The 24,577-nt window shown below is 69.0% G+C and carries 16 protein-coding genes; 7 read left to right on the top strand and 9 right to left on the bottom strand.

Annotation, left to right across the window (positions count from 1 at the left end; all coding sequences use genetic code 11):
* From CEK66_RS02010 to CEK66_RS01990, 5 genes are all read left to right on the top strand, one after another.
* Window positions 1–1,485 (top strand): efflux transporter outer membrane subunit (locus CEK66_RS02010; protein ID WP_226978465.1); only part of this gene is annotated, 1,485 nt, incomplete at its 5' end.
* Window positions 1,486–1,488: 3 nt separating this feature from the next.
* Entirely contained in the window at window positions 1,489–2,691 is a 1,203-nt protein-coding gene (locus CEK66_RS02005) for an efflux RND transporter periplasmic adaptor subunit (RefSeq protein ID WP_152235785.1), read from the top strand.
* Window positions 2,688–5,840 (top strand): efflux RND transporter permease subunit, encoded by a 3,153-nt coding sequence (locus CEK66_RS02000; protein WP_152235784.1) that lies wholly within the window; start codon window positions 2,688–2,690, stop codon window positions 5,838–5,840. The genes CEK66_RS02005 and CEK66_RS02000 overlap by 4 nt, the downstream gene beginning before the upstream one ends.
* Window positions 5,837–6,520: a heavy metal response regulator transcription factor gene (locus CEK66_RS01995; protein ID WP_152235783.1), complete on the top strand. Its 684-nt coding sequence runs from the start codon at window positions 5,837–5,839 to the stop codon at window positions 6,518–6,520. Before CEK66_RS02000 ends, CEK66_RS01995 begins: the two co-directional genes overlap by 4 nt.
* Window positions 6,517–7,950 carry a heavy metal sensor histidine kinase gene (locus tag CEK66_RS01990; RefSeq protein ID WP_152235782.1) on the top strand — a complete coding sequence of 478 codons (1,434 nt, stop codon included), beginning with the start codon at window positions 6,517–6,519 and terminating at the stop codon, window positions 7,948–7,950. The genes CEK66_RS01995 and CEK66_RS01990 overlap by 4 nt, the downstream gene beginning before the upstream one ends.
* A 15-nt stretch (window positions 7,951–7,965) precedes the next feature.
* Here the strand turns inward: CEK66_RS01990 and CEK66_RS01985 are convergent, their stop codons facing one another.
* The 6 genes from CEK66_RS01985 to rsmD form a co-directional block, all read right to left on the bottom strand.
* The gene (locus CEK66_RS01985; RefSeq protein ID WP_152235781.1) at window positions 7,966–8,859 is read right to left on the bottom strand and encodes an MBL fold metallo-hydrolase; all 894 of its coding nucleotides are present in this window, start codon (window positions 8,857–8,859) and stop codon (window positions 7,966–7,968) included.
* Window positions 8,860–8,905: 46 nt separating this feature from the next.
* Window positions 8,906–10,663 carry a gamma-glutamyltransferase gene (gene ggt / locus CEK66_RS01980; protein WP_152235780.1) on the bottom strand — a complete coding sequence of 586 codons (1,758 nt, stop codon included), beginning with the start codon at window positions 10,661–10,663 and terminating at the stop codon, window positions 8,906–8,908.
* Window positions 10,660–10,944, bottom strand: coding sequence for a YfhL family 4Fe-4S dicluster ferredoxin (locus CEK66_RS01975; protein WP_017908325.1), 285 nt, complete (start codon window positions 10,942–10,944; stop codon window positions 10,660–10,662). Before CEK66_RS01975 ends, ggt begins: the two co-directional genes overlap by 4 nt.
* A 223-nt stretch (window positions 10,945–11,167) precedes the next feature.
* Window positions 11,168–11,662 carry a hypothetical protein gene (locus CEK66_RS01970; RefSeq protein ID WP_010342035.1) on the bottom strand — a complete coding sequence of 165 codons (495 nt, stop codon included), beginning with the start codon at window positions 11,660–11,662 and terminating at the stop codon, window positions 11,168–11,170.
* Between the two features lie 40 nt (window positions 11,663–11,702).
* Complete coding sequence (gene coaD / locus CEK66_RS01965) at window positions 11,703–12,209, bottom strand: pantetheine-phosphate adenylyltransferase (protein WP_010342036.1); 507 nt, start codon at window positions 12,207–12,209, stop codon at window positions 11,703–11,705.
* Window positions 12,206–12,811, bottom strand: a complete 606-nt coding sequence (rsmD, locus tag CEK66_RS01960; protein WP_152235779.1) for a 16S rRNA (guanine(966)-N(2))-methyltransferase RsmD — start codon at window positions 12,809–12,811, stop codon at window positions 12,206–12,208. Before rsmD ends, coaD begins: the two co-directional genes overlap by 4 nt.
* 212 nt (window positions 12,812–13,023) lie before the next feature.
* Between rsmD and htpG the strand changes: the two genes are divergently transcribed.
* Window positions 13,024–14,928 (top strand): molecular chaperone HtpG, encoded by a 1,905-nt coding sequence (gene htpG, locus CEK66_RS01955; RefSeq protein WP_152235778.1) that lies wholly within the window; start codon window positions 13,024–13,026, stop codon window positions 14,926–14,928.
* 221 nt (window positions 14,929–15,149) lie between these two features.
* Window positions 15,150–16,172 carry an Ldh family oxidoreductase gene (locus CEK66_RS01950; protein ID WP_152235777.1) on the top strand — a complete coding sequence of 341 codons (1,023 nt, stop codon included), beginning with the start codon at window positions 15,150–15,152 and terminating at the stop codon, window positions 16,170–16,172.
* Between the two features lie 330 nt (window positions 16,173–16,502).
* Here the strand turns inward: CEK66_RS01950 and CEK66_RS01945 are convergent, their stop codons facing one another.
* The 3 genes from CEK66_RS01945 to CEK66_RS01935 all read right to left on the bottom strand — a co-directional run bounded on the left by CEK66_RS01945 (window position 16,503) and on the right by CEK66_RS01935 (window position 24,491).
* A complete protein-coding gene (locus CEK66_RS01945) occupies window positions 16,503–19,379 on the bottom strand; it encodes a TonB-dependent receptor (RefSeq protein WP_152235776.1) in 2,877 nt (958 codons plus the stop codon).
* A 504-nt stretch (window positions 19,380–19,883) separates the two neighbouring features.
* On the bottom strand, window positions 19,884–22,298 hold the full coding sequence (locus CEK66_RS01940; protein ID WP_152235775.1) for a glycoside hydrolase family 127 protein: 2,415 nt from the start codon (window positions 22,296–22,298) through the stop codon (window positions 19,884–19,886).
* A gap of 384 nt (window positions 22,299–22,682) precedes the next feature.
* A complete protein-coding gene (locus tag CEK66_RS01935) occupies window positions 22,683–24,491 on the bottom strand; it encodes an Svx/AvrXca family virulence/avirulence protein (RefSeq protein WP_152235787.1) in 1,809 nt (602 codons plus the stop codon).
* Window positions 24,492–24,577: the final 86 nt, after the last annotated feature.

The following is a 24,577-nucleotide window of genomic DNA, read 5'->3' as shown; positions in this document are numbered from 1 at the left end:
ACAGCCCTGCCCCCACCGCCCGTTTCCCGCCGCCTGGTGCCGCTCGTGCCGCTGCTGAGTGTGCTGCTGCTCGGCGGCTGCATGGTCGGCCCGGACTACGTGCGCCCGGCGCCGCCGGTCGCCGCGCAGCAGCCGTTCGAAGAGGCCGACGGCCGCTGGACGCCCGCCGCACCGGCCGCCGCCGACCCGGCGGTGGCGTGGTGGACCCGCTATGGCGATCCGCAGCTGGACGCCCTGGTCGAACAGGCCGACAGCGCCAACCAGACCCTGCGCCAGGCCGAGGCGCGCTATCGGCAGGCGCAGGCGCTGGTCGGCAGCGCGCGGGCGGCCGAGGCGCCGTCGCTGGGCGTGCAGGCCGCGGCCACGCGCGAGCGCAGCGTCACCCCCAAGCCGGGGCTGCGCGACGCCGATACGCTGGGGCTCAGCGCCAGTTGGGAGCCAGACTTCTGGGGCAAGGTCCGACGCAGCGTCGAACAGGCAGGCGACAACGCCCAGGCCAGCGCCGCCGACCTGGCGCAGGCGCGGCTGTCGCTGCAGGCCGCGGTGGTCGCCGATTACCTGCAGCTGCGCTTCGACGACCAGACCCTGGCGCTGTACCAGCGCACCCTGGACGGCTATCGCGACGCGCTGCGGCTGACCCAGGCCCGTGTGCGCGCCGGCGTTGCCAGCGACGCCGATGTGGCCGCGGCCGAGGCCACCCTGCACAGCACCGAAGCCGCATCGACTGATCTGGCGCTGTCGCGCCGGCAACTGGACCACGCGCTGGCGGTGCTGCTCGGCCACACCCCCGCCGAATTCTCGCTGGCGGCCAGCGACGCACCGTTGCCGGCGCTGCCGCCAACCCCGCAAGCGCTGCCCTCGGTACTGCTGCAGCGGCGCCCGGACATCGCCGGCGCCGAACGGCGCATGGCCGCGGCCAACGCCGGCATCGGCATGGCCGTGGCGGCCTGGTTCCCGACCCTGTCGCTGAGCGCCAGCGGTGGCTACGACGGTGCCGGGCTGGCCTCGCTGCTGAGCGTGCCGAACCGGGTCTGGGCGGTGGGCGCAGCGCTGGCCGGCACGCTGTTCGACGGCGGCGCCCGCCACGCGCAGCGCGCGCAGGCGCAAGCCGTGTTCGATGCCGCGGCCGCCAGCTACCGGCAGACCGTGTTGAGCGCGTTCCAGGGCGTGGAGGACCAGCTCGCCGCCACGCGCGAACTGGCGCGCGAACAGCAGCAACAACGCAGCGCCGCCGACGCCGCGCAGCAGGCCGAACGTGTGCTGATGGACCAGTACCGGGCCGGCACCGCCCTGTACAGCGCCGTGATCACCGCCCAGGCCAACGCGCTGGACACGCAACGCACGTTGCTGCAAGTGCAAGCGCGCCAGTTCGGCGCCCAGGTCGCGCTGCTGGTCGCGCTGGGCGGCGACTGGGACAGCGCCCGTCTCCCCGCCGTGCGCGGCGCCTCGCCGGGCGCCACGCCGGCTCCTGTCCTCCCGGAGTAGCCCATGTCCACCGCCGCGCCCACCCGCCCTGCCGATCCGCCACCGCGCCATGCCATGCCACGGCGGCGCTGGCCATTCGTCGCCGCCGCAGTGCTGGTCGCGCTGCTGCTGGCGGTGTGGTTGCGCCCGCGCCATGCACCGACCAAGGCCACGCCGCCGGTGCCGGTGACCAGCGCGCCGGTGCTGCGCAAGGACGTGCCGATCCGCCAGACCGGAATCGGCACGGTGCTGCCGATCGCCTCGGTGACCGTGCACTCGCGCATCGACGGGCAACTGATCGACGTGGGCTTCAGCGAAGGCCAGGACGTCAAGGCCGGGCAGGTGCTGGCGCGGCTGGATCCGCGCATCGACCAGGCGCAACTGGCCGCGGCCACCGCGCAACTGGCCAAGGACAAGGCGCAGTTGGGCAATGCGCAGGCCGACCTGCAGCGCTACACGCAACTGCTGCAGGACAACGCCACCACCCGCCAGACCCTGGACACGCAGAAGGCCCTGGTCACCCAACTGCGCGCCACCCTGCAGAGCGATGCGGCGGCGATCGACAACGCACGGGTGCAACTGGACTTCACCACCATCCGCGCGCCGATCGACGGCCGCGCCGGCGCGCGCCTGGTGGATCCGGGCAACATCGTCCACGCCAGCGATGCCGGCGGCCTGGTGGTGCTGAACCAGATCGACCCGATCGCGGTGCAGTTCACTCTGCCCGAAAGCGCCTTCCAGCAGATCAACCGCGCACTGCAGGCCGCGCCGGCCAGCGTGGGCGTGGACGCGGTCGACCACGGCAGCGGACAGGTGCTGGCGCACGGCACGCTGGCCCTGCTCAACAACCAGATCGACACCAGCACCGGCACCATCGCGATGAAGGCGCACTTCCCCAATTCCGGGCACACGCTGTGGCCGGGGCAGACGGTGGACGCGCGCATCACCCTGGGCATGCGCAGCGGCGCGCTGGTGGTGCCGAGCGCGGCCGTGCAGCGCAGCCAGGACGGCGAGTTCGTGTACGTGGTCGGCAGCGACGGCAGCGTGCGCGACCAACCGGTGCAGGTGCTGGACGAGGCCGATGGCGAGAGCGTGATCGGCCAGGGCGTGCAGGCCGGCCAGCGCGTGGTGGTGGATGGGCAGTACCGGCTGCATCCGGGGGCGAAGGTGGTGGAGGCCAAGCCGGCCAGGCACGCCAAACCGGCCGCGGCGGGAGCGCACGCGTGAGCGTCTCGGCGGCCTTCATCAAACGCCCGATCGGCACCTCGCTGCTGGCCATGGCGCTGCTGTTGCTGGGCCTGGTGGCCTGGCCGCTGCTGCCGGTGGCGCCGTTGCCGCAGGTCGATTTCCCCACCATCCAGGTTTCGGCGAGCCTGCCCGGCGCCAGCCCGCAGACCATGGCCTCGAACGTGGCGCAGCCACTGGAGCGGCAGCTGTCGCTGATCCCGGGCCTGAGCCAGATGACCTCGACCAGCGCGCTCGGCTCGACCCAGGTGACGCTGCAGTTCGACCTGGACCGCAACATCGACGCCGCCGCGCTCGATGTGCAGACCGCGATCAACGCCGCGTCCGGGCAGTTGCCGAGCGGGCTGCCGAGCGCACCGAGCTTCCGCAAGATCAACCCGGCCGAATCGGCGTCGCTGATCCTGGCGGTGCAGTCGCGGGTGTTGCCGCTGACCCAGGTCAACGACTACGCCGACAACGTGCTCGCGCAGCAGATCTCGCGCATCTCCGGGGTGGGCCTGGTCAACCTGTACGGTGCGCAGAAGCCGGCGGTGCGCGTGCAGGTGGATCCGGCCAAGCTGGCGGCGCTTGGCCTGAGCCTGGAGGACATCCGCTCGGTGATCGCCACCACCACGGTGAACGCGGCCACCGGCTCGATCGATGGCGCGCGCCAGGCCTTCACTGTCTCCACCAACGATCAACTGCTGCAGAGCCAGGCCTGGAACGACGCGGTGCTGGCCTGGCGCAACGGCGCGCCGATCCGCGTGCGCGACGTCGGCACCGCGGTGGACGGGCCGGAGAACGCCAAGATCGCCGCGTGGGGCTTCGCCGGTGCCGCCGCGCCGGCCGACAGCGGCATCGTCGATGGCCGCGCGATCATGATCGCCATCACCAAGCAGCCCGGCGCCAACGTCATCGACACGGTGGACCAGGTCAAGGCCGCGCTGCCCAGGCTGATGGCGTCGATCCCGCCCAGCGTGAGCGTCAAGATCCTCGCCGACCGCACGCAGAACATCCGCGCCTCGGTCAAGGACGTGGAGTTCACCCTGCTGCTGTCGATCGTGCTGGTGGTGGCGGTGATCTTCGTGTTCCTGCGCAGCGCGGTGGTCACCCTGATCCCGAGCCTGACCGTGCCGCTGGCGATCCTCGGCACCGCCGCGCTGATGTACGTGCTCGGCTACAGCCTGGACAACCTGTCGCTGATGGGCCTGACCATCGCCGTCGGCTTCGTGGTGGACGATGCCATCGTGATGCTGGAGAACATCTACCGGCACATCGAGGACGGCATGGCGCCGTTGCAGGCAGCGTTGCAGGGTGCGGCCGAGATCGGCTTCACCCTGGTCTCGATCTCGGTGTCGCTGGTGGCGGTGTTCATCCCGCTGCTGCTGATGGGCGGCATCGTCGGCCGGCTGTTCCGCGAGTTCGCGGTGACCGTGAGCCTGACCATCCTGGTGTCGCTGCTGGTGTCGCTGACCCTGACCCCGATGCTGTGCGCGCGCCTGCTCAAGCCACACGCCGAGCAGGCGCAGGGGCGCCTGGCGCGCGCGTTCGAGCGCGGCTTCGACGCGCTGCTGGCGGCCTACCGGCGCGGCCTGGAGACGGTGCTGCGGCACCCGCGGCTGACCCTGGCCAGCTTCCTGCTGACCGTGGCCACCAGCGTGGCGCTGTTCGTGGTGATGCCCAAGGGCTTCTTCCCGCAGCAGGACACCGGCTTCATCTCCGGCACCGCCGATTCGGCGCAGGACTCGTCCTCGGCGGCGATGCGCACGCGCATGCTGCAACTGGCCGACATCATCCGCCGCGATCCGGACGTGCTGTCCTTCGGCATGCAGACCGGCGCCAGCACCTTCAACTCCGGCACCTTCTCGATCGCGCTCAAACCCAAGGACGCAGGCCGCACCGCCAGCGCCGACCAGGTGATCGCGCGGTTGCGCAAGCGCCTGGCGCACGTGCAGGGCGTCACCCTGTTCATGCAGGCCGGGCAGGACATCAATGTCGGCGGCCGCCTGGCCCGCACCCAGTACCAATACACCCTGACCGACGCCAAGCTCGACAAGCTCAACACCTGGGCGCCCAAGCTGCTGAAGGCGTTCCGGGCGCTGCCGCAACTGACCGACGTCGCCTCGGACCAGCAGAACGCCGCGCCGATCGCCAGCCTGACCATCGACCGCCAGCGCGCGGCCAGCTTCGGCATCACCCCGCAGCAGATCGACGCGACCATCAACGACGCCATCGGCCAGCGCCAGGTCGCGCAGTACTTCACCCAGCTCAACAGCTACCACGTGGTGCTGGAAGTGACGCCGGCGCTGCAGGGCGATCCGTCGCTGTTCCAGCGGCTGTACCTGACCTCGCCGCTGACCGGCAAGCAGGTGCCGCTGTCCACCTTCGCCACGCTCGACACCAGCAAGACCGGCTACCTGTCGGTGAGCCACCAGGGCCAGTTCCCGGCGGTGACCATCTCCTTCAACCTGACGCCGGGCGCGGCACTGGGCGATGCGGTGGACGCGATCCAGCAGGCCCAGGCGCAGCTGCGGGTGCCGGCCACGCTCAGCGGCAGCTTCCAGGGCACGGCGCAGGCGTTCAGCGCCTCGCTGCGCACCCAGCCGTACCTGATCCTGGCGGCGTTGATCGCGGTCTACATCGTGCTCGGCCTGCTCTACGAGAGCTACATCCACCCGCTGACCATCCTCTCCACCCTGCCCTCGGCCGGCGTCGGCGCGCTGCTGATCCTGATGGCCGGCGGCTACGACTTGAGCGTCATCGCGATGATCGGCATCATCCTGCTGATCGGCATCGTCAAGAAGAACGGGATCATGATGGTGGACTTCGCCCTGCATGCCGAACGCCAGCGCGGGCTGTCCTCGCGCGATGCGATCTTCGAGGCCTGCCTGATGCGCTTCCGGCCGATCATGATGACCACCCTGTGCGCCCTGCTCGGCGGCCTGCCGCTGATGCTCAGCCACGGCGCCGGTTCGGAACTGCGGCGGCCACTGGGCTATGCGATGGTCGGCGGGCTGCTGCTGTCGCAACTGCTGACCCTGTTCAGCACGCCGATCGTGTACCTGTACCTGGACCGCCTGCACGGCTGGTACCTGCGGCGGCGCCAGGCGCGGCGTGCCCGCATCGCCGCGCCGGAGGCGCTGCAGCCGTGAAGGTGCTGATCGTCGAGGACGAGCGCAAGACCGCCGACTACCTGCAGCAGGGGCTGAGCGAACAGGGCTGCACGGTCGACGTGGCCTACGACGGTATCGACGGCCAGCACCTGGCCCTGCACTACGACTTCGACGTGATCGTGCTCGACGCGATGCTGCCGGGCCTGGACGGCTTCGCCATCCTGCGCTCGCTGCGTTCGGTCAAGACCACGCCGGTGATCATGCTGACCGCGCGCGACAGCGTGGAGGACCGGGTCAAGGGCCTGCGCGAGGGCGCCGACGACTACCTGATCAAGCCGTTCTCCTTCATCGAACTGCTGGCGCGCCTGCAGGTGCTGGCGCGGCGCGGACGCGCCCAGGAAAGCACCCTGCTGCGCGTGGGCGACCTGCAGATCGACATGATCAGCCGCAAGGCCGTGCGCGGGCGGCAGCGGCTGGACCTGACCGCCAAGGAGTTCGCGCTGCTGGCGGCCCTGGCCCGGCACCAGGGCGAGATCCTGTCCAAGACCGCGATCGCCGAGATGGTCTGGGACATGAACTTCGACAGCAACACCAACGTGGTGGAAGTGGCGATCAAGCGCCTGCGCGCCAAGATCGACGTGCCGTTCGACGCCCCGCTGCTGCACACCGTGCGCGGCATGGGCTACGTGCTGGAAGAACGCGAGGACGCGGCCGGGTGAGCGCGCCGGCGCGGCCCTCGATCGCGCTGCGCCTGGCCGGCCTGTTCGCGGCCACCGCGCTGCTCGGCTTCGCCCTGATCGGGCTGGTGCTGCACCAGGTGCTGGAGCACGAACTGCGCCGCCACCAGCGCGAGGAACTGCGCTCACGCATGGACGCGGTGCAGTACATGCTGGTCAACAGCCGCTCGCCGGATCTGGCCGCACACGCACGCACCCGCCTGGCCAGCCTTTCCAGCGCGCCGGACCTGCGCTTCTGGCTGTGGAGCGCCGATCCGGCGCTCCGCTACGGGCGCGGCGCCGAGGCGATGGCGCAGGCCACGCGCGGCCATAGCGGGCTGGTGCGTATCGACGATCCGCAGGCGCTGGGCATCGCCGATGCGCATCCGCAGGCATGGCAGGCCATCGGCCAGGCGCTGCCGGCCACGCCGGTGCGCCCGCCGGTACAACTGATCGCGGCGATGGACAGCGCGCCGTTCGCGCTGACCCGGCGTCGCTTCGACATCGCCCTGGCGCTGGTGACGCTGGCCGGCACCGCGCTGGTCGGCGCGCTGGGGTACTGGACCGCCAAGCTCGGCCTGCGCCCGGTGCAACGGCTGTCGGCCGACGCCCAGCGCATCGGCCCGCACGACCGGCGGCGCCTGGACCTGCCGCGGCTGCCGCGCGAACTGGAGGACCTGGGCGCCTCGCTGAACGCGGCCTTCGACCGGCTCGATGCGGCCTATGCGCAGCAGGAAAGCTTCAATGCCGACGTCGCCCACGAACTGCGCACGCCACTGGCCAGCCTGATCGGCCAGACCCAGGTGGCGCTGACCCGCCATCGCGATGCCGAGCAGTTGCGCCAGGTGCTGCAGTCGAACCTGGAGGAACTGGAGCGGCTGCGCGCGATCGTCGCCGACATGCTGTTCCTGGCCCGCGCCGAACAGGGCCAGCGCGCGCGCCAGTGCGAGGACGCGTCGCTGGCCGAGGAAGTCGGCAAGACCGTGGAGTTCTTCGAGGTGCTGCTGGACGAGGCCGGCCTGCAGGTGGAGGTGCGCGGCGACGTGGTGGCACCGGTGGAGAAGTCGCTGCTGCGGCGCGCGCTGTCCAACCTGCTGCACAACGCCATCCAGCACTCGGCCGGTCACGCGCCGATCGTGGTGGAGATCGCACAGCGCGGCGGCGAAGCACTGATCGCCTTCTCCAACCCCAGCGTGGCGCTGGCGCCGGAGCATCTGCAGCGCCTGTTCGATCGCTTCTACCGCGGCGACGCCGCCCGCGCCAACAGCCGCGAAAGCCACGGCCTGGGATTGGCCATCGTCAAGGCGGTGGCGACCATGCACGGCGGACGCGTGTTCGCGCAGCACCGCGACGGCATCACCACGATCGGGTTTTCGGTGGCGCTGGGCGGCACTGCTACCGGCGCGCCGACACACGCCGCCCTGCGCTGGTAAACCGCAACGCCGGGCTCAGGCGGCCAGTGCGCGGGCCTGCAGCGCCGGCAGTTCGTGCGCGGTGACGAAACGGCCCTTGGCATCGCGCTGCAACTGGGCCAATGCGCAGTCCGGATCGTGGGTGAAGAACAGGCGCACGTCGCGGACCAGCGCGTCTTCCAGGAATGCGCGCTTCTCGTCGATCAGCAGCTCGGCGTTGCGGTCGTAGCCCATGGTGATCGGCACGTGCACCCAGGAGCGGCCCGGGATCAGGTCGGCGCAGAACGCCACACCGCCGTGCGCCTGGCCATCCTCGCCGTGGCCGGGGCCGACGATCTCGGCCAGCATCAGTCCCGGCGTGTGGCCGTCGCTGAAACGGAACCGTACCGCCTCGCCGAGCGCGCGCGAATAGCCGCCGTCGACCAGTTCCAGGCGACCACTGGCCTCGAGCAGGCCGGGCAGTTCCGGGATGAAGCTGGCGCGGTCGCGCGGATGCGGCTGCAGCGCGCGCTGCCAGTGCGCCGCGCCGACCAGGAACTGCGCATTGGGGAACAGCAGTTCCGGCGCGGCGCCCTCGCGGTACGCGGCCAGCAGCCCGCCGGCATGATCGAAATGCAGGTGGCTCAGCACCACCACGTCGATGTCGGTATGGGCGAAGCCGGCGTCCTGCAGCGAATCCAGCAGCACGTGGCGCGCCTCCTGCACGCCGTAGCGCTCGCGCAGCGCCGGCGGGAAGAACGCGCCGATCCCGGTCTCGAACAGCACGGTCTTGCCGGCCAGCGGGCTGGCCAGCAGCGCGCGGCAGGCCAGCGCGATGCGGTTGCCGTCGTCGGGCGCGGCCCACTGCTGCCACATCGCCTTGGGCGCGTTGCCGAACATCGCGCCGCCGTCGAGTTTCTGCGAGTTGCCTTGGATGGACCAGAGTTTCATGGGCGGGGATTCGGGAGTCGGGATTGGGGATTCGCAAACGTGGGCGTCAGGGCGCCGGCGCGGTCTGCAGCACTTCGGCACTGCCGACTTCGTTGCGCGGGTCGCTGCCGCCGCTGAGCACGTTGCGGCGCTTGTCCCATTCCACGGTCTGCAGGTTGCCCCAGACGTGGCTGGAGCCGTGGCCGTCCTCGGCCGTGTCGCCAGGCAGCTTGAGCGTGTGCCCCATCGCTTCCAGGCCCTTCGCGGTGTCCGCGTCGAAGGTGCCGGTCTCGGCCTCGATCACGTCCGGCAGCCACTGGTGGTGGTAGCGCGGCAGCGCGGCGACCTGCTGCGCCGTGAGGCCGTCGTCGTAGCCGAGGATGCCGAGCAGCACCATGGTGATGATGCGGCTGCCGCCCGGGGTGCCGAGCACGATCGCCTTGTCCGCGTTCTCCATGAAGGTGGGCGACATCGAGCTGAGCGGGCGCTTGCCCGGCTTGGGCGCGTTGGCCGCGTAGCCCATCACCCCGAAGGCGTTGGGCGTGCCCGGACGCAGCGCGAAATCGTCCATCTCGTTGTTGAGCAGCACGCCGGTGCCCTTGGGGATCAGCCCGGAGCCGTACAGCAGGTTGACCGTCTGGGTGGCGCCGACGCGGTTGCCTTCGCCGTCGATGATCGAGAAATGCGTGGTCTCGTCGTCTTCCAGCGGGGTCGGCTGGCCCGACAGCAGGTCGCTGGGCGTGGCCTTGTCCGGGTTGATCGTCGAGCGCAGGCCCACCGCATAGTCCTTGCTGAGCAGGATGCGCTGCGGCACGTGGGTGAAATCCGGATCGCCCAGGAAGAAGGTGCGGTCGCGGTAGGCGCGGCGCATCGCCTCCACGGTCAGGTGTACGCGGTGCACCGAGTCCATGGTCTTGAGGTCGTAGCCCTCCAGGATCTGCAGCATGCTGGCCAGGGCGATGCCGCCGGAGGACGGCGGCGGCGCGGTGGTGATGGTCCAGCCCTTGTAGTCGAAGCGGATCGGGGTGCGTTCCTTGACCGTGTAGCCGGCCAGTTCCTCCGCGGTCCAGCGCCCGCCGGCCTGCTTCACGCCGGCCAGCAGCTTCTTGGCGGTGGCGCCGCGGTAGAAACCGTCGAAGCCCTTGTCGGCCAGCAGTTGCAGCGTGTTGGCCAGTTCCGGCTGCTTGAACACGTCGCCCACCGCGATCGGCCGGCCGTTGCGCAGGTAGACCTCGCGGGTGCCGGGATAGCGCTCCATCACCTTGCGCCGCGACTGGTAGCCCTCGGCCATGCGCGCGTAGACCGGGAAGCCATCGCGGGCGATGCGGATCGCCGGCGCCAGCGACTGCCGCAGCGGCAGCCGGCCGTGCTTGGTCGCCAGTTCCACCAGCGCCGCCGGCAGCCCCGGAATGCCGGCCGACCACGGGCCGTTGATCGAGCGATCGCGGTCCAGCTCGCCCTTGGCGTCCAGGAACGCGGCCGGCGTCGCCGATTCCGGCGCGGTCTCGCGCGCATCCAGCATCACGTCCTTGCCGGTCTTCGCGTCGTGCAGCAGGAAGAAGCCGCCGCCGCCGAGGCCGGAGCTGATCGGTTCGACCACCGACAGCGTCGAGGACACCGCCACCGCGGCGTCGAAGGCGTTGCCGCCCTCGCGCAGGATCTGCAGGCCGGCCTCGGTGGCCAGGCGATGGCCACTGGCGATCGCGGCGCCGGGCGGATGCGCGGCCGGGGCGGTGGCGGTCGCCTCGGCGACCGGCGCCTCGGCCCACGCCGACGGCGTCAGGACCAGGGCGAGCAGCAGGACACGGCGGACGAGGCTTCTCATGCGGCGGGGGGCTCCTGTGGGTACAACTCGGGGTGGTCGCGCTGCAGGCGCTGCAGCTTGGCCAGCAACTGGGCGTGGGTCTCCGGGATGGCCGGGTCGGGGTCGATGCACTCCACCGGGCACACCACCACGCACTGCGGCTCGTCGAAATGGCCGACGCATTCGGTACAGCGGGCGGGGTCGATCACGTAGATCGTCTCGCCCATGGCGATGGCCTGATTCGGGCAGGCCGGCTCGCAGACGTCGCAGTTGACGCAGAGCTCGTTGATCTTGAGGGACATGTGGCGCACTTCGGCACTGACCCGGGCAGTTTACCGGATCGGGACGGGACGGCCCTGCGAAGGCGGCGCCGGGGAGCGGAACGCTGCAATGCAGCGCAAGGCGGCTTGGGCAACTACCGCGATGTGGCGCGGCACGCAGCAGAACTGCGCAGCGCAACCGCCCGTTGCGGGCGGCGCGGGATGGCGGAACCGGCGCGCATCGGCGCGCCGGTCCGCACGGGGCTTACTTGGCTTCGACGAAGATGTAGTCGGCGCCGGTCGGCTTGACCACGGCTTCGACGCGGGCGTTGTCGGCCGGGGCGCCGATGTAGACCACGCGCACGCCCTTCATGCTGTTGGCCTCGACCTTGGCGAACGCGGCGGCGATCAGGTCGGCCATCTTGGCCGAGGCCGAGGAGCCGAACGCCAGCATGTTGCCCGGCTGGATGCCGCGGCCGATGGCGGTGGTGGCGCTTTCGACCTGGCGCTCGTACTTGGCCTGGAACTCCGGATCCGATTCCGGCGGCAGGTAATACAGGAACGGGCTGTTGGTGACGTTGCCCATGTTCTGGATCGCCACTTCCTGCAGGTACTTCTTCCAGCCGGCATCGTCGTCCTTGGCCGGGGCGGTCAGCGCGGGCTGCGCGTCGGCGGCCGGCTTGGCGGCCTCTTCCTTCTTGCAGGCGGTGAAGCCCAGGGCCAGCGAAGCGATCAGCAACGCGCGTGCGGTGGTGTTCATGGAACGGCTCCCTCTGTGTCGTCAGTGAATGGTGGTCGGCTCAGCGCTGCGCGGCGGCCTGGCGGGCCTGGACCAGCGCCTGCACCACCGACGGCGGCACGAAGCCGGAGACGTCCCCGCCCAGGCGCGCGATCTCGCGCACCAACGAGGACGAAATGAAGCTGTGTTGCTCGGCCGGGGTGAGGAACAGCGTCTCCACCTCCGGGATCAGATGCCGGTTCATGCTCGCCATCTGGAACTCGTATTCGAAATCCGACACCGCGCGCAGACCGCGCAGCAGCACGCCGCCGCCGACCGAGCGCACGAAGTGCGCCAACAGGGTGTCGAAGCCCAGCACTTCCACGTTGCGGTGCCCGGCCAGCGCCTCGCGGGCCAGCGACACGCGCAGGTCCAGCGGTAGGGTCGGCCCCTTGGACGGGCTCTGCGCCACGCCCACGATCACCTGCTCGAACAGCGGCGCCGCACGGTTGACCAGATCGATATGGCCGTTGGTGATCGGATCGAAGGTGCCGGGATAGACGGCGATGCGGCTATGGGCCACGGTCATGCGTCGGGTACCGCGTGAAGGTCGCCGGGAAGTGTAGCAGCGGTGCGCCGGTACAGGGCAGCGCGCACCTCGCGGCTGCCGCCCTCGCGGTACAGCGCCCAGGGCGCCGGCACTGCGGGCGCCTGCCCGGCCGGCGACTCGAGGTATAGCCAGGCATCGGCCGCCAGCCGCGCCGGCAGGCGCTGCAGCACCGCGTCCCACAGCCCGGCGGCGAACGGCGGGTCGACGAAGGCGATGTCCGCCAGGGCCTCGGCCGGCGCCTCGGCCAGCCAGCGCAGCGCATCGCCCTGCACCACCTGCACCTGGTCCTGCGCCTGCAGCCGCGCGACCGTGGCACGTAACTGCGCCGCCTGGCCTAAATCGCGCTCGACCAGCACCGCAGCGGCCGCGCCGCGCGACACCGCCTCCAGCCCCAGCGCGCCGCTGCCGGCGAACAGGTCCAGCACCCGCGCCCCGGGCAGCACCGGCTGCAGCCAGTTGAACAGGGTCTCGCGGACCCGGTCGGAGGTCGGGCGCAGCCCGGCCAGGTCCGGCACCGGCAGCCGCGTGTTGCGCCAGCGCCCGCCGATGATCCGCACCTGGCCGCCGCCGGGACGGCTCATCGGCGGCCTCGCAGGGGCCGGGACAGGCGGGACGGGGAATGCAGGAACGGCATGGGCGGCGGGCGCGGAAACGGGGTCCGGATCATAGACCAGCGCGGTGTCGCGCGTATGCGCAGCCCAGCGCTTGAAGCCGGCCGCAGCCGCCACCATGTCGGCCGGCAGAGCCGTGCCCTCCTCCGCGCGGCCGCCCATCCTTCATGGAGCACCTACCGATGAGCGTGGAAACCCAAAAAGAAACCCTGGGCTTTCAGACCGAGGTCAAGCAGCTGCTGCAGCTGATGATCCATTCGCTGTATTCCAACAAGGAGATCTTCCTGCGCGAACTGATCTCCAATGCCTCCGACGCCGCCGACAAGCTGCGCTTCGAGGCGCTGGTCAAGCCGGAGCTGCTGGACGGCGATGCGCAACTGCGCATCCGCATCGGCTTCGACAAGGAGGCCGGCACCGTCACCATCGACGACAACGGCATCGGCATGAGCCGCGAGGAGATCGTGGCGCACCTGGGCACCATCGCCAAGTCCGGCACCTCCGAGTTCCTCAAGCACCTGTCCGGCGACCAGAAGAAGGATTCGCACCTGATCGGCCAGTTCGGCGTGGGCTTCTACAGCGCCTTCATCGTCGCCGACCAGGTCGACGTGTACAGCCGCCGCGCCGGGCTGCCGGCCAGCGAAGGCGTGCACTGGTCCTCGCGCGGCGAAGGCGAGTTCGAGGTCGCCACCATCGAGAAGGCCGAACGTGGCACCCGCATCGTGCTGCACCTGAAGGCCGACGAGAAGGACTTCGCCGACGGCTGGAAGCTGCGCGGCATCGTGCGCAAGTATTCCGACCACATCGCCCTGCCGATCGAGTTTCACAAGGAACACTACGGCGAGGACAAGGACAAGCCCGAGTCCCCGGAATGGGAAACCGTCAACCGCGCCAGCGCGCTGTGGACGCGCCCGCGCACCGAGATCAAGGACGAGGAATACCAAGAGCTGTACAAGCACATCGCCCACGACCACGAGAACCCGGTGGCGTGGAGCCACAACAAGGTCGAAGGCAAGCTGGAGTACACCTCGCTGCTGTACGTGCCCGGCCGCGCGCCGTTCGACCTGTACCAGCGCGACGCCTCGCGCGGGCTCAAGCTGTACGTGCAGCGCGTCTTCATCATGGACCAGGCCGAGCAGTTCCTGCCGCTGTACCTGCGCTTCATCAAGGGCATCGTCGATTCCAGCGACCTGCCGCTGAACGTCTCGCGCGAGATCCTGCAGTCCGGCCCGGTGATCGACTCGATGAAGTCGGCGCTGACCAAGCGTGCCCTGGACATGCTGGAGAAGCTGGCCAAGGACGACGCCGAGCGCTACCAGGGCGTGTGGAAGAACTTCGGCCAGGTGCTGAAGGAAGGCCCGGCCGAGGACTTCGGCAACCGCGAGAAGATCGCCGGCCTGCTGCGCTTCGCCTCCACCCACGGCAGCGACGGCGCGCAGAACGTCTCGCTGGCCGACTATGTGGCGCGGATGCAGGAAGGCCAGGACAAGCTGTACTACCTGACCGGCGAGAGCTACGCGCAGATCAAGGACAGCCCGCACCTGGAAGTGTTCCGCAAGAAGGGCATCGAAGTGCTGCTGCTCACCGACCGCATCGACGAGTGGCTGATGAGCTACCTCACCGAGTTCGACGGCAAGTCCTTCGTCGACGTGGCGCGCGGCGACCTGGACCTGGGCAAGCTCGACAGCGAGGAAGAGAAGCAGGCCAAGGAAGAAGCCGCCAAGGCCAAGCAGGGCCTGGTCGAGCGCATCCAGAACGTATTGAAGGACGAGGTCTCCGAGGTGCGCGTCTCGCACCGCCTGACCGACTCGCCGGCGATCCTGGCCATCGGCCAGGGCGACCTGGGCCTGCAGATGCGGCAGATCCTGGAAGCCAGCGGCCAGAAGCTGCCGGAGAGCAAGCCGGTGTTCGAGTTCAACCCGGCGCATCCGCTGATCGAGAAGCTGGACGCGGAAGCCGATGGCGAGCGCTTCGGCGACCTGGCCAAGGTGCTGTTCGACCAAGCGGCGTTGGCGGCGGGCGACAGCCTGAAGGATCCGGCGGCGTATGTGCGGCGGCTCAACAAGCTGTTGTTGGAGTTGTCGGTGTAGGCCTGAGACATGTGATTGCGAAAAGAACGAAGCCGGCATACGCCGGCTTTGTTTTTTGAAGAATCCTGAGTGATCGATCATTACAGTGCCTCGGAGCGAGGCGACGCTGTGCACGGCACCGGCCGACGTAGATAGAACTTCGAGATTGCATGACGCTCCCAGGCTTCTCACGAAGCGCCGTGAGCGCGAGAATCCATGACATTTCCGGACCGTCTTCTTCGATGAAAGCCAGCGACACTATCCCCCTGTCCCTGGACCAGGCCACCACCCTGGTCGAACGCATCCTGACCCACGCCGGCTTCAGCCCGGCGCACGTGCAGGCGCTCACCCACACCATCGTCGCCGGCGAACGCGACGGCTGCGCGTCGCACGGGTTGTACCGGACGCTCGGCTGCGTGGCGACGCTGCGCAACGGCAAGGTGGTGGGCGATGCCGCGCCTGCCGTGCACGATCATGCGCCCGGCATCGTGCGGGTCGATGCACGCGGCGGGTTCTCGCTGCTGGCGTTCGAGCGTGGGCTGCCGCTGTTGATCGAGAAGACCCGTGCCAATGGCCTGGCGGCGCTGGCGATCAACCATTGCGTGCATTTCTCTGCGCTATGGCCGGAGGTCGAACGCATCACCGACGCTGGCTTGGTCGCGCTGATCTGCAACCCCAGTCATGCCTGGGTGACCCCGGCCGGCGGCCGCACGCCGCTGCTGGGCACCAACCCGCTGGCGTTCGGCTGGCCGCGCGTGGACGCGCCGCCGTTCGTGTTCGATTTCGCCACCAGCGCGGTGGCGCGCGGCGAGATCGAGCTGCGCCGGCGCGCCGGCCAGTCGATTCCCGAAGGCTGGGGGGTGGACGCGGCGGGCGCGCCGACCACCGATCCAGCCGCAGTCGCCGACGGCGGTGCGATGCTGACCTTCGGTGGGCACAAGGGGTCCGCGCTATCCGCGATGATCGAACTGATCGCCGGGCCGTTGATCGGCGACCTCACCAGCGCCGAATCGCTGGCGCACGACGCTGGCGCCGGCGCTTCGCCCTACCATGGCGAACTGATTCTGGCCCTGGATCCGGCGCGCTTTCTTGGCGCCGACCGCGCCGCACACCTGGCCCGTGCGGAAGCATTTTTTGCGGCCTACGAGGCCACCGGGGCACGCCTGCCGTCGCAACGCCGTTACCAGGCGCGGGAACGCAGCCGCAGCGAAGGCGTGCGGATTCCGCAGGCTCTGCATCAGGATCTGCTGGCCTTGCTCGACTGAAGGAGACTATTGGTAACGCGCTTCAACGCGGCTCAGCGGGACATGCCGTTGTCGCGTAGAGGCGGCGTCAGCCGCGACCGGCATTACTGGTGAGGCGTCGCAGCTAAAGTCGCTTCTACAATTGAGCTTCAGCGCATCGTGTGCTCGTGTCATGCGCGCGCCAGATGCGGGTGAGCAAGCGCCCCGCCCGCACGATCCGCGGGCAGGAATGGCATTACCGCCGACGTGGAATCTCGCTAGCAGGTGGAATCGCGCCTGGCCGAACATACCGCGGCGGGCTCCACCCGCCACGGCACTGTCACCTACTCGCCTTCGCAACCAGGCTCCGCCTCAGAACTTCACCGTCGCCCGCGCCCAGTAGTAGCGGCCGAGCAGATCGTAGGTGGCCACGTCGGTGTTGGCGTTGGTGACGTTGTTGGCGTAGTACAGCGGCGGCTGCCGGTCGGCCAGGTTGTCCACGCCCACTTCGAAACGGGTGTTCCACGGCTTGACCTGATAGCCCACCTGCACGCTGTGGTAGACGTAGGCGCCGATGTCGCGGACCACGGCGGGCTGGTCGGCATCGGCCGACAGGCTCTGGCGGGTATCGGCGCTGCCGATCTCGGTGCGGCCGATGTAGCGGATGCGCCACGACGCGCTCCAGTCGCCCAGGTTCCAGTTCAAGGTGCCCAGCGCGCGCCAGCGCGGGAAGTTGCCGTAGGCGTAGGTGTACTTGCCGGCGTTGTGGATGGTGACGGTGCTGGCGTCGGTGGTGTCGGGGTTGATGTCGTAGCGGATCACGTAGGTGCCGTTGAGGCCGGCGCTGAAGTTGCCCCAGGCGGTGTCCGGCAGGCGATAGGTGAGGCTGAAGTCCGCGCCGCTGGCCCACAGCTTGCCGAGGTTCACGGTGGGCTCGGCGATGTAGTTGATGGTGCCGTTGTCGTTGCGGTGGATCAGCGCGCAGAACGCGCTGGCATCGTTGGCGTAGCACTGGTTGAGCACGGTCTGCGCCGAGACCTGGGTGATGGTGTCCTTGAGGTTGATCTTCCACAGGTCCGCGCTCATCGACAGGCCCTCGACCCAGCCCGGGTCGTAGACCACGCCGAAGTCGTAGGACATGCCGGTCTCCGGCTTGAGCTGGTAGCCGGCCACTGCCGCGCCGGAGGCCTTGGCGCCGACCTGGTTGTCGGCCTGCTGGTAGCTGCCATCGGTGGGCACGTTGGCGCAGGCCGCGGCATGTCCGCCGGTGTAGCCATTGCACGGGTCGGTGACCGACGGCGAGTCGCCGGCCACACCGGCATACAGCTCGCCGATGTTGGGCGCGCGGAACACCTGCGAGGCGGTCCCGCGCAGCAGCAGGTTCTCGATCGGGCGGTACTCCAGCGAGACCTTGCTGTTGGTCTTGCTGCCGACGGTGTCGTAGTCGGAGAAGCGGCTGCCCACGGTCAGGTTGAGCGAGTGCACGCCCGGCAGCCCGGCCAGCAGCGGGAACAGCGCTTCGGCATAGGCTTCCTTGACGCTGAAGCTGCCGCCGAGCACCGAGGCGCAGTACTCGAGCACGCCGCACATGCCGTTCTCGTCGCCGGTCCACAGCGGATCGGCGGCGGTACTGGTGCTTTCCTTGCGATAGGAGACACCCACGGCCAGGCTCGCGGTACCGGCCGGCAGCGCGAACAGTTCGCCGTTGGCGTTGGCCTCGAACTGCTTGACCGTATAGACGTTGGTGACGATCGGATTGACCACCAGCGCTTCCAGCGCGGCCTTGTTGCTGGCGGCGTTGAGGTTGAACACGTCGATCGGGGTGCAGCCGGCGATCGGCGCGCCGGCGCTGCCGCACTTGACCGTGCCGTCGGCGGCAAGGAACGACGGCCCCACCGCGGCGTTGAAGCCGGCGTAGTCGAGAAAGCCGTAGTTGATCGACTTCTGCTTGACCTTGCCGTAGTTGAGGCTGGCATCCCACTGCCAGGAACTGTCGCCGAAGCTGCCGCGCAGGCCCGGATTGATCTGGAAATTGTAGGTGTTGTACTCGTAACGGCGGTTGCCCAGCACCGTGGCGCGGGTGTTGAAGTTGTTGTACGAGGTGCCGGTGCTGCGGTCGGTGCCGAAGTTGACCCCGAACGGGTTGTAGTAGCTGGCGGAGGAGACCAGGAAGTTGTCGCCGTTGGCGAAGATCGGGATCGGCGCGATGATCGAGGACGAGGTGGTCTTGCTGAAATAGGTGTTGACGTAGCCTTCCAGGTGGTCGCTGAAGCGGTAGCTGCCGAGCACGAAGGCGTTGGTGCGCTCCTGCGGGGTCTGCAGCAGGTTGTACGGCTGGTAGTTGTAGGAATCGGTGGAGGCGACGTAGCAGTGGTACTGGCTGGCGTTGGTCGGGCTGCTGCTGCCACCGTTGAAGGTGACCCGCGAACAGCCGTTGCTGGCCGCCAGCGCCTTGGCCGCGGCCGAGCCGTCGTTGAAGCTGATGCTGCCGGTCGGCGTGGCCGAGGAACCCTGCTTCACCCCGACCCCGTCGATCAGCGACAGCGCGTCCTTGGAATACGCGCGCGCGCCGGCCGAGACCGGGTCGATGTCATGATAGGACAGGCCGGCGACGATGCTGCCGCGCTCGCCGGTCTTGCCGGCGGTCAGCGAGAAATTGCGGCGGTTGCCGTCGCTGCGCGAACTGGTGCCGAAGTCGGCGCTGGCCTCGATACCGTCGAAGCCCTTGCGCAGGATGAAGTTGACCACGCCGCCGATCGCGTCCGAGCCGTACACCGCCGAGGCGCCGTCGCTGAGCACTTCCACCCGCTCGATCATGGTCGCCGGGATCGCATTGACGTCGTTGCTGGCCAGGCGCGTGCCGTTGACCAGGACCAGGGTGCGCTTGTCGCCGAGGCCGCGCAGCGAGATCACCGAAGCGCCGGTGCCGCCGCCGTTGTTGGTATTGGGGTTGGTGGCGTTGCCGGCGATCGACGGCAGTTCCTGCACCAGATCGCCCAGCGTCGCCTTGCCGGTGGCTTCGATCTGCGCGCGGCTGATGGTCACCACCGGATTGGCGGTCTCGGTATCGACGCGGCGCAGGCGCGAGCCGGTGACCACGATGCTGTCCAGGGTCTGGGTGGCGCTGTCGGCGCTCGCCTCCTGCGCCTGCGCCGCTGCCGCGCTGCCCAGCGACAAGGCGGTGGCGACCGCCAGCGCCAGCGGCGTTGCGGCATGGCGGAAGGAAGGGCGTGGCTGCGAAAACGACATGGGCGAACTCCTGAACGATGGCGAGACGGGAACGGTGCAGAAACGCAGGCCGAACGCTGCCACGCCGGCGCTGTGCCGACGGACGGACCTGCAAGACGGTGGCGCCTGCGCGGCGCCTGCGGTGGCGTGCCTGCACCGGACCACGACGGCCTGGCGCACAACGGGGAGGCCGATCTCCTGCGCGCACGGCCGTGCGCGGCTCCCCGCTCCTGCGATGACGTCCGACGACGACGGCGACGCTCCGGTGGCGCGCGCCGGCGCCATGGCCGGTACAACGATGCGATCAGATTTTCATCACGCGGTCACACTGTGCCGTGGATGCATGGCCGCGTCTTGTCGCGATTCGCGGTTTCGCATGCGGAATCACGCATGGTCATGTGGGGCTCCACGCCTGCACGTGGCAACGTGCCGCGGCATGGCGCGGTGTCGCGCGAACACGACCACGACAGGCACACGCTGCAATCGACCGTGCGCGGCGATGGCAACGATTCGCGCCATGCCGCGTCACGCCGGGATCAGCCAGCCGCCGAACAGCGGGCCGGCGGTGTCGCCGTGCTGCGGCTCGATGCGCACGATCAACGGCTGCGCATCCCGGGTGAGCGCCGGCGGCAGTGGGTAATCGCGGTCGACGAAATCGATCACCTGGCCGCGCTCCACCGCCACTTCCACGGCCAGCTTGCCATTGATCAGGATGTTGAAGCGCCCCTTGTCGCTGCCCCAGAAGCGCAGGCGCAGCGCCAGCGGCTGCGCGCTGCCGCGCATGCGGAACTCGACGAAGCCCTTGCCGCGCACGTCGCGGCACTGCTGCCGACGGTAGGCGCCACCGAAGGAGGTATCGCTGCGCAACTGGTGCGCCTGCTCGGAGGCCTCGTCGCCGAACTGGATCATGTCCACCGCGATCGCACGCAGCTTGTCCTGCTCGGCCTGGCGCCGCGCCCGCCGCTGCGCTTCCTGCGCCCACTGCGCAGGATCCATACGCTTGAAATACAGCGCGCTGCGGCGCTCGTACTGTGCGTAGAACGGGACGAAGGTCAGGCCCGTCGGTTGCGTGCTGCTGGCCAGGAAATGGCCGGGCTGCGGCAGCTCGACGAAGCCGCGCAGCGGATCGGCCGCGGCTACCAGCGCCGGGTCCGGCGCGTCGTACGGCGTACTCACCGGCCCCAGGTCGGCGGCCAGCGCCAGCGGACCGCGCATCACCACCACCGTGTCCGCATCGCCGGCGGCGTGTTCCAGCCGCAGCGGCGTGGCCAGGTCCAGGTCGATCACGTCGCCGGCGCGCCAGTCGCGCTCCAGCGCCAGATAGCCATCGGCCAATGCCGCACGCGCGGGCTTGCCGTTCACGCGCAGGGTGTAGTGGCCCTCGCACCAGGCGGGCACCCGCAACAGCAGCCGGCGCGGCGCGCGTGCGCCGGCACGCAGTACCTGCAGGCGCACCTTGCCGTTGTCGGGCACGCCGCTGTCCAGTTCCAGCGCCAGATCGCGCTCGCTCCAGTCCAGCCGCGAGGGAATGTAGAGATTCACGTACAACGAGGTGGCGTCCTGCCAGTAGATCGCATCGCCGAACTGCGCGTGCGCTTCCATGCCGCTGCCGACGCAGCACCAGAACGAATCGAACTTGTCGGAGAAACCGCGCTCGCCGCCGCTGATCATCGGCGTCATGTAGGTGAACATGCCGGTGGCCGGATGCTGCGCGGCCATGGTGTGGTTGTGCAGCGTGCGCTCGTAGTAGTCGAAGTAGCGCGCCTGCGGCGTCCACTGGTACAGGTGCCGGGTCAGCTTGAGCATGTTGTAGCTGTTGCAATGCTCGCAGGTCTGCTCGGTCAGGAAGGCGGCGATGGTGTCCGGCTCCTGGAAATACTCGCGGTCGGCATTGCCGCCGATCACGTAGCTGTAGTGCGCGGTCACCGTCTCCCAGAAGAAGCGCGCCGCCGCGGCCGCATCGGCATCGCCGGCGACCTCGAACTGGCGCGCCTCGCCGATGAACTTGGGCACCTGGGTGTTGGCGTGGATGTGCGGCAGTTCGTCGCGCCCGGCCACGGCCGGGTCGATCACCTTCTCGTGGCGCAGGCGCTTGCCGATGGCGATCCAGCGCGCATCGCCGGTGCGCGCGCCCAGTTCGATGTAGGACTCGTTGAGGCCGCCGAACTCGGTATCCAGCAGGGTCTGCATCTGCGCGTGGTCGAGCGCGTCGAACACACCGGCGAGGTAGCCGGCCAGCGGCAACAGCACCTGCAGCGCTTGTGCGTTGCCGGCCAGTTCTTGCGCGTCGAGCAATCCGGCGAACAGTTTGTGCACCGTGTACAGCGGCGACCAGCTACCGTTGAGATTGAACTTGCTGCCCTTGATGACGCCGCGGCGCACTTCCTCGAACACCACTTTGCCGCTGTCGATGGCGCCGTTGTCGTTCTTGCGGGTGAGCCCGCCGACGTAGCCGTCCGCGTCCTTTGCCTGCGCGCGCGCCAGTTCGGCGACGATGTAGTCGATGCGCTCGCGCAGTGCGGGATCGCGGGTCTGCGCGTGCATCTTCGCCAGTGCGCTGAGGTAGTGGCCCAGCGTGTGGCCGGCGATGGTGTCGCCCTCCCAGCCGCCGTACACCGCGCCCTTCGGCGGCAGGCCGGCGTACTGCAGGAAGTTGTGCAGCAGGCGGTCCGGCTCCAGTTCCAGCAGGTAGCGGCGGTTGGTCTGCAACGAGTCCAGGAACAGCGAGGGTTTCAGCGTGACCTGCTGCAAGGGCAGCGCCTGCACCCGGCCCGGGGTGGACGCGGCGGCGTCCAGTGGGAAGCGCAGCAGCCCGGCGGCCACCGCCAGTGCGCTCCATTGCAGGAAGCGGCGTCGCGAGGGATCCAGCGCGGCGCCGGCCGCGTCGGCAGCTGCGTGCGCGCAGGCGGCGCCATGCCGATGCATGCCCTGCCCGCTCATCGCCGGCCTCCCGCGTGCGAGGCGGCATGCGGGAAAGAAACGCATCGAGGCATGGACTGCTCCTGTATGAGATGTCGGGACGCCGACGCCGCAGGGCAACGACCAGCGGATCCATGGTCACTGTGTCATCCGGGTGACAGCGCGTCTTGTCCCCCCTGATGCGTGCAGATGCGGATTTCTGCCGAATCACCGTGCCGACCCGGCGCTGGCGACCAGGCCCCTGCGGACAGCGTGGGCGAACGCGGCCGACACGCCAATGCGCTGCGGCTCATGCGCCACCTGCACGACGCGTCGCGTCATGCCGGGATCGCGACACCGCAGTGGTGTCGCAGCGAATGCACCGTGCATCCGCCACGACACCGCCTGGCAGTCATTGCCGGTCGATCATTGCGGCTTCGCCGTGACCTCTGGCACCGCGTCGGTCAGGTCGGCGCCATAATCGGGGTTGGTCACCGTATTCGCATCGACGTAGCCGTAGAACACGCCCTTGCTGGCCGACGCGCCGCGTTGTTCGACGTCGCCACGCAACTGCGCGGAACCGGACAGCGTGAACCCGCCGAACGCCCCCGCCGGCTTGAACACCGTATGCAACCGGGCGCGATCCTTCACCGTCACCCCGTCCTGCAGCAAGCTCAACCCGCCAACCACGGCGCCGTCCTGCACCTGCCCGCCCAGGATCGTCGCATGATCCTCGATGCGCGCATCGCCCAGCACCTTGCCACCCAGCACCCGCGCATGCGGGCCGACATAGGCGGTCGACGCGACATACGCGTTCTGGGCGACCCAGCCACCGCCGTTGGGGTGACGGCCGCCCACGCGCGTCGGCGTCGGCGCCCCGGGCTGCTGGCCCGACGGATACGCGTTCTGCAGCGTGACGCTCCACGGGTAGCGGTAGACCGAATAGTAGGACTGATCCCACTTGATCTTCTGCATCTTGCTCGGCGTCCCCATCACCACCAGATACAGGTCGCTGTCATCGCTGCGCACCTGGAACGACAGCGCGGCATCGGCGCCTCGCTGCAACGCGCTGTAGCGCGGCTTGCCGTTCGCCTCGATTGCGACCAGGCCCCAGCGCCAATCCGAATCCGGCGTACCGATCGTCTCGGGATCGTTGACCAGGCCCGGCAACGTGTCGACCGCCGACTTCTGCTGCACGTTGCCATGGAACTTCACCACGACCGCATTCGCACCCACGGTGGAAATCAGCCGGACCAGGTTGTAGCCCCACCGCTGCGGCGCCCAGTCGAACGGCACCTGGTAGACGCCTGTCTGGCCCTGCACCGGATCCAGCTGGGTCAGGCGCAGTGCGCGATCGCGATTGGTCTCATCGGCCGGGTTTTCCGGATCGAACGCGGTATTGCTGCCGTACTGCTGGCGCATCACGGCGCCATGGTCGCGACCGTCCGGGTCGGTGTAGTCCCACTGCACGTTGTGCATGGCCCAGTCGCCGAACACGTCGTTGAGCTGCGACTGGCTCCAGCCCATATTGTCGCGAATGATCGAGAACGGATCGGCATCGGCCTGGCGGGAATCGCCGGGTTTGGGCGCCTTGGCCCACAGATCGTTGATGATCGCGTAACCGAAGCGATCCTTGAGGTACTCCATGAACTGCCAGTTGCAGTAGCGGTCGCGGGTCGAGCCAAGATAGAGATGCGGGTAGTTCACCAACATCTCCGAGCACTGCACGTCGTCGTGGAAATAGTGATGCGCCATCCAGTTGGCATGCGATTCCCAGATCCAGCCGACGTACGGCGAGTCGCGCAAGCCGCCGGTACTGCCCTGCAAGCCATGGGTCAATTCATGCGCCAGACCCCAGTGATACCCCAGCTGGTCCGGATTGATCCACATGCCCATGCCGCCGCTGGCGGAAGTACCGCCGTTCAGGCCGAAGCTGTGGTCCAGGTGGACGCTGACCTTGTACTTCGTTGCCGTGTTGCAGTAAGGCTCGGGAAACCCGACGCGCCCCATGTAGTCGTCCCAGATCAGCTCCAGCTCCTTGGCTGCGGAGGTCACATCGTCCTGCGACACGGCTTGTCCGTCCTTCCAGCGGAACGCGAAGTGCTGGGTTTCGTAGCGGACGGCCGGCATGTCGGTATCGCCGGGATTGGCGATCCATTGACCGGCAGTGCAGACCGCCGCGGCAGCCGCCTGCGCATGCTGCGTAGCCAGGATCAGAACCGCCGACAGGCACACCGTGGACGCCAGACGCACGAATCGAGAAGCAGCAAGTTTCACGGCTCTACACTCCTCTTGTCCGACGACATTGGATGAATAGGACG

This window comes from Xanthomonas sp. LMG 12460, assembly GCF_009192895.1.
Classification (GTDB): domain Bacteria; phylum Pseudomonadota; class Gammaproteobacteria; order Xanthomonadales; family Xanthomonadaceae; genus Xanthomonas_A; species Xanthomonas_A sontii.
This window is presented reverse-complemented; position numbering and strand designations above follow the sequence as displayed.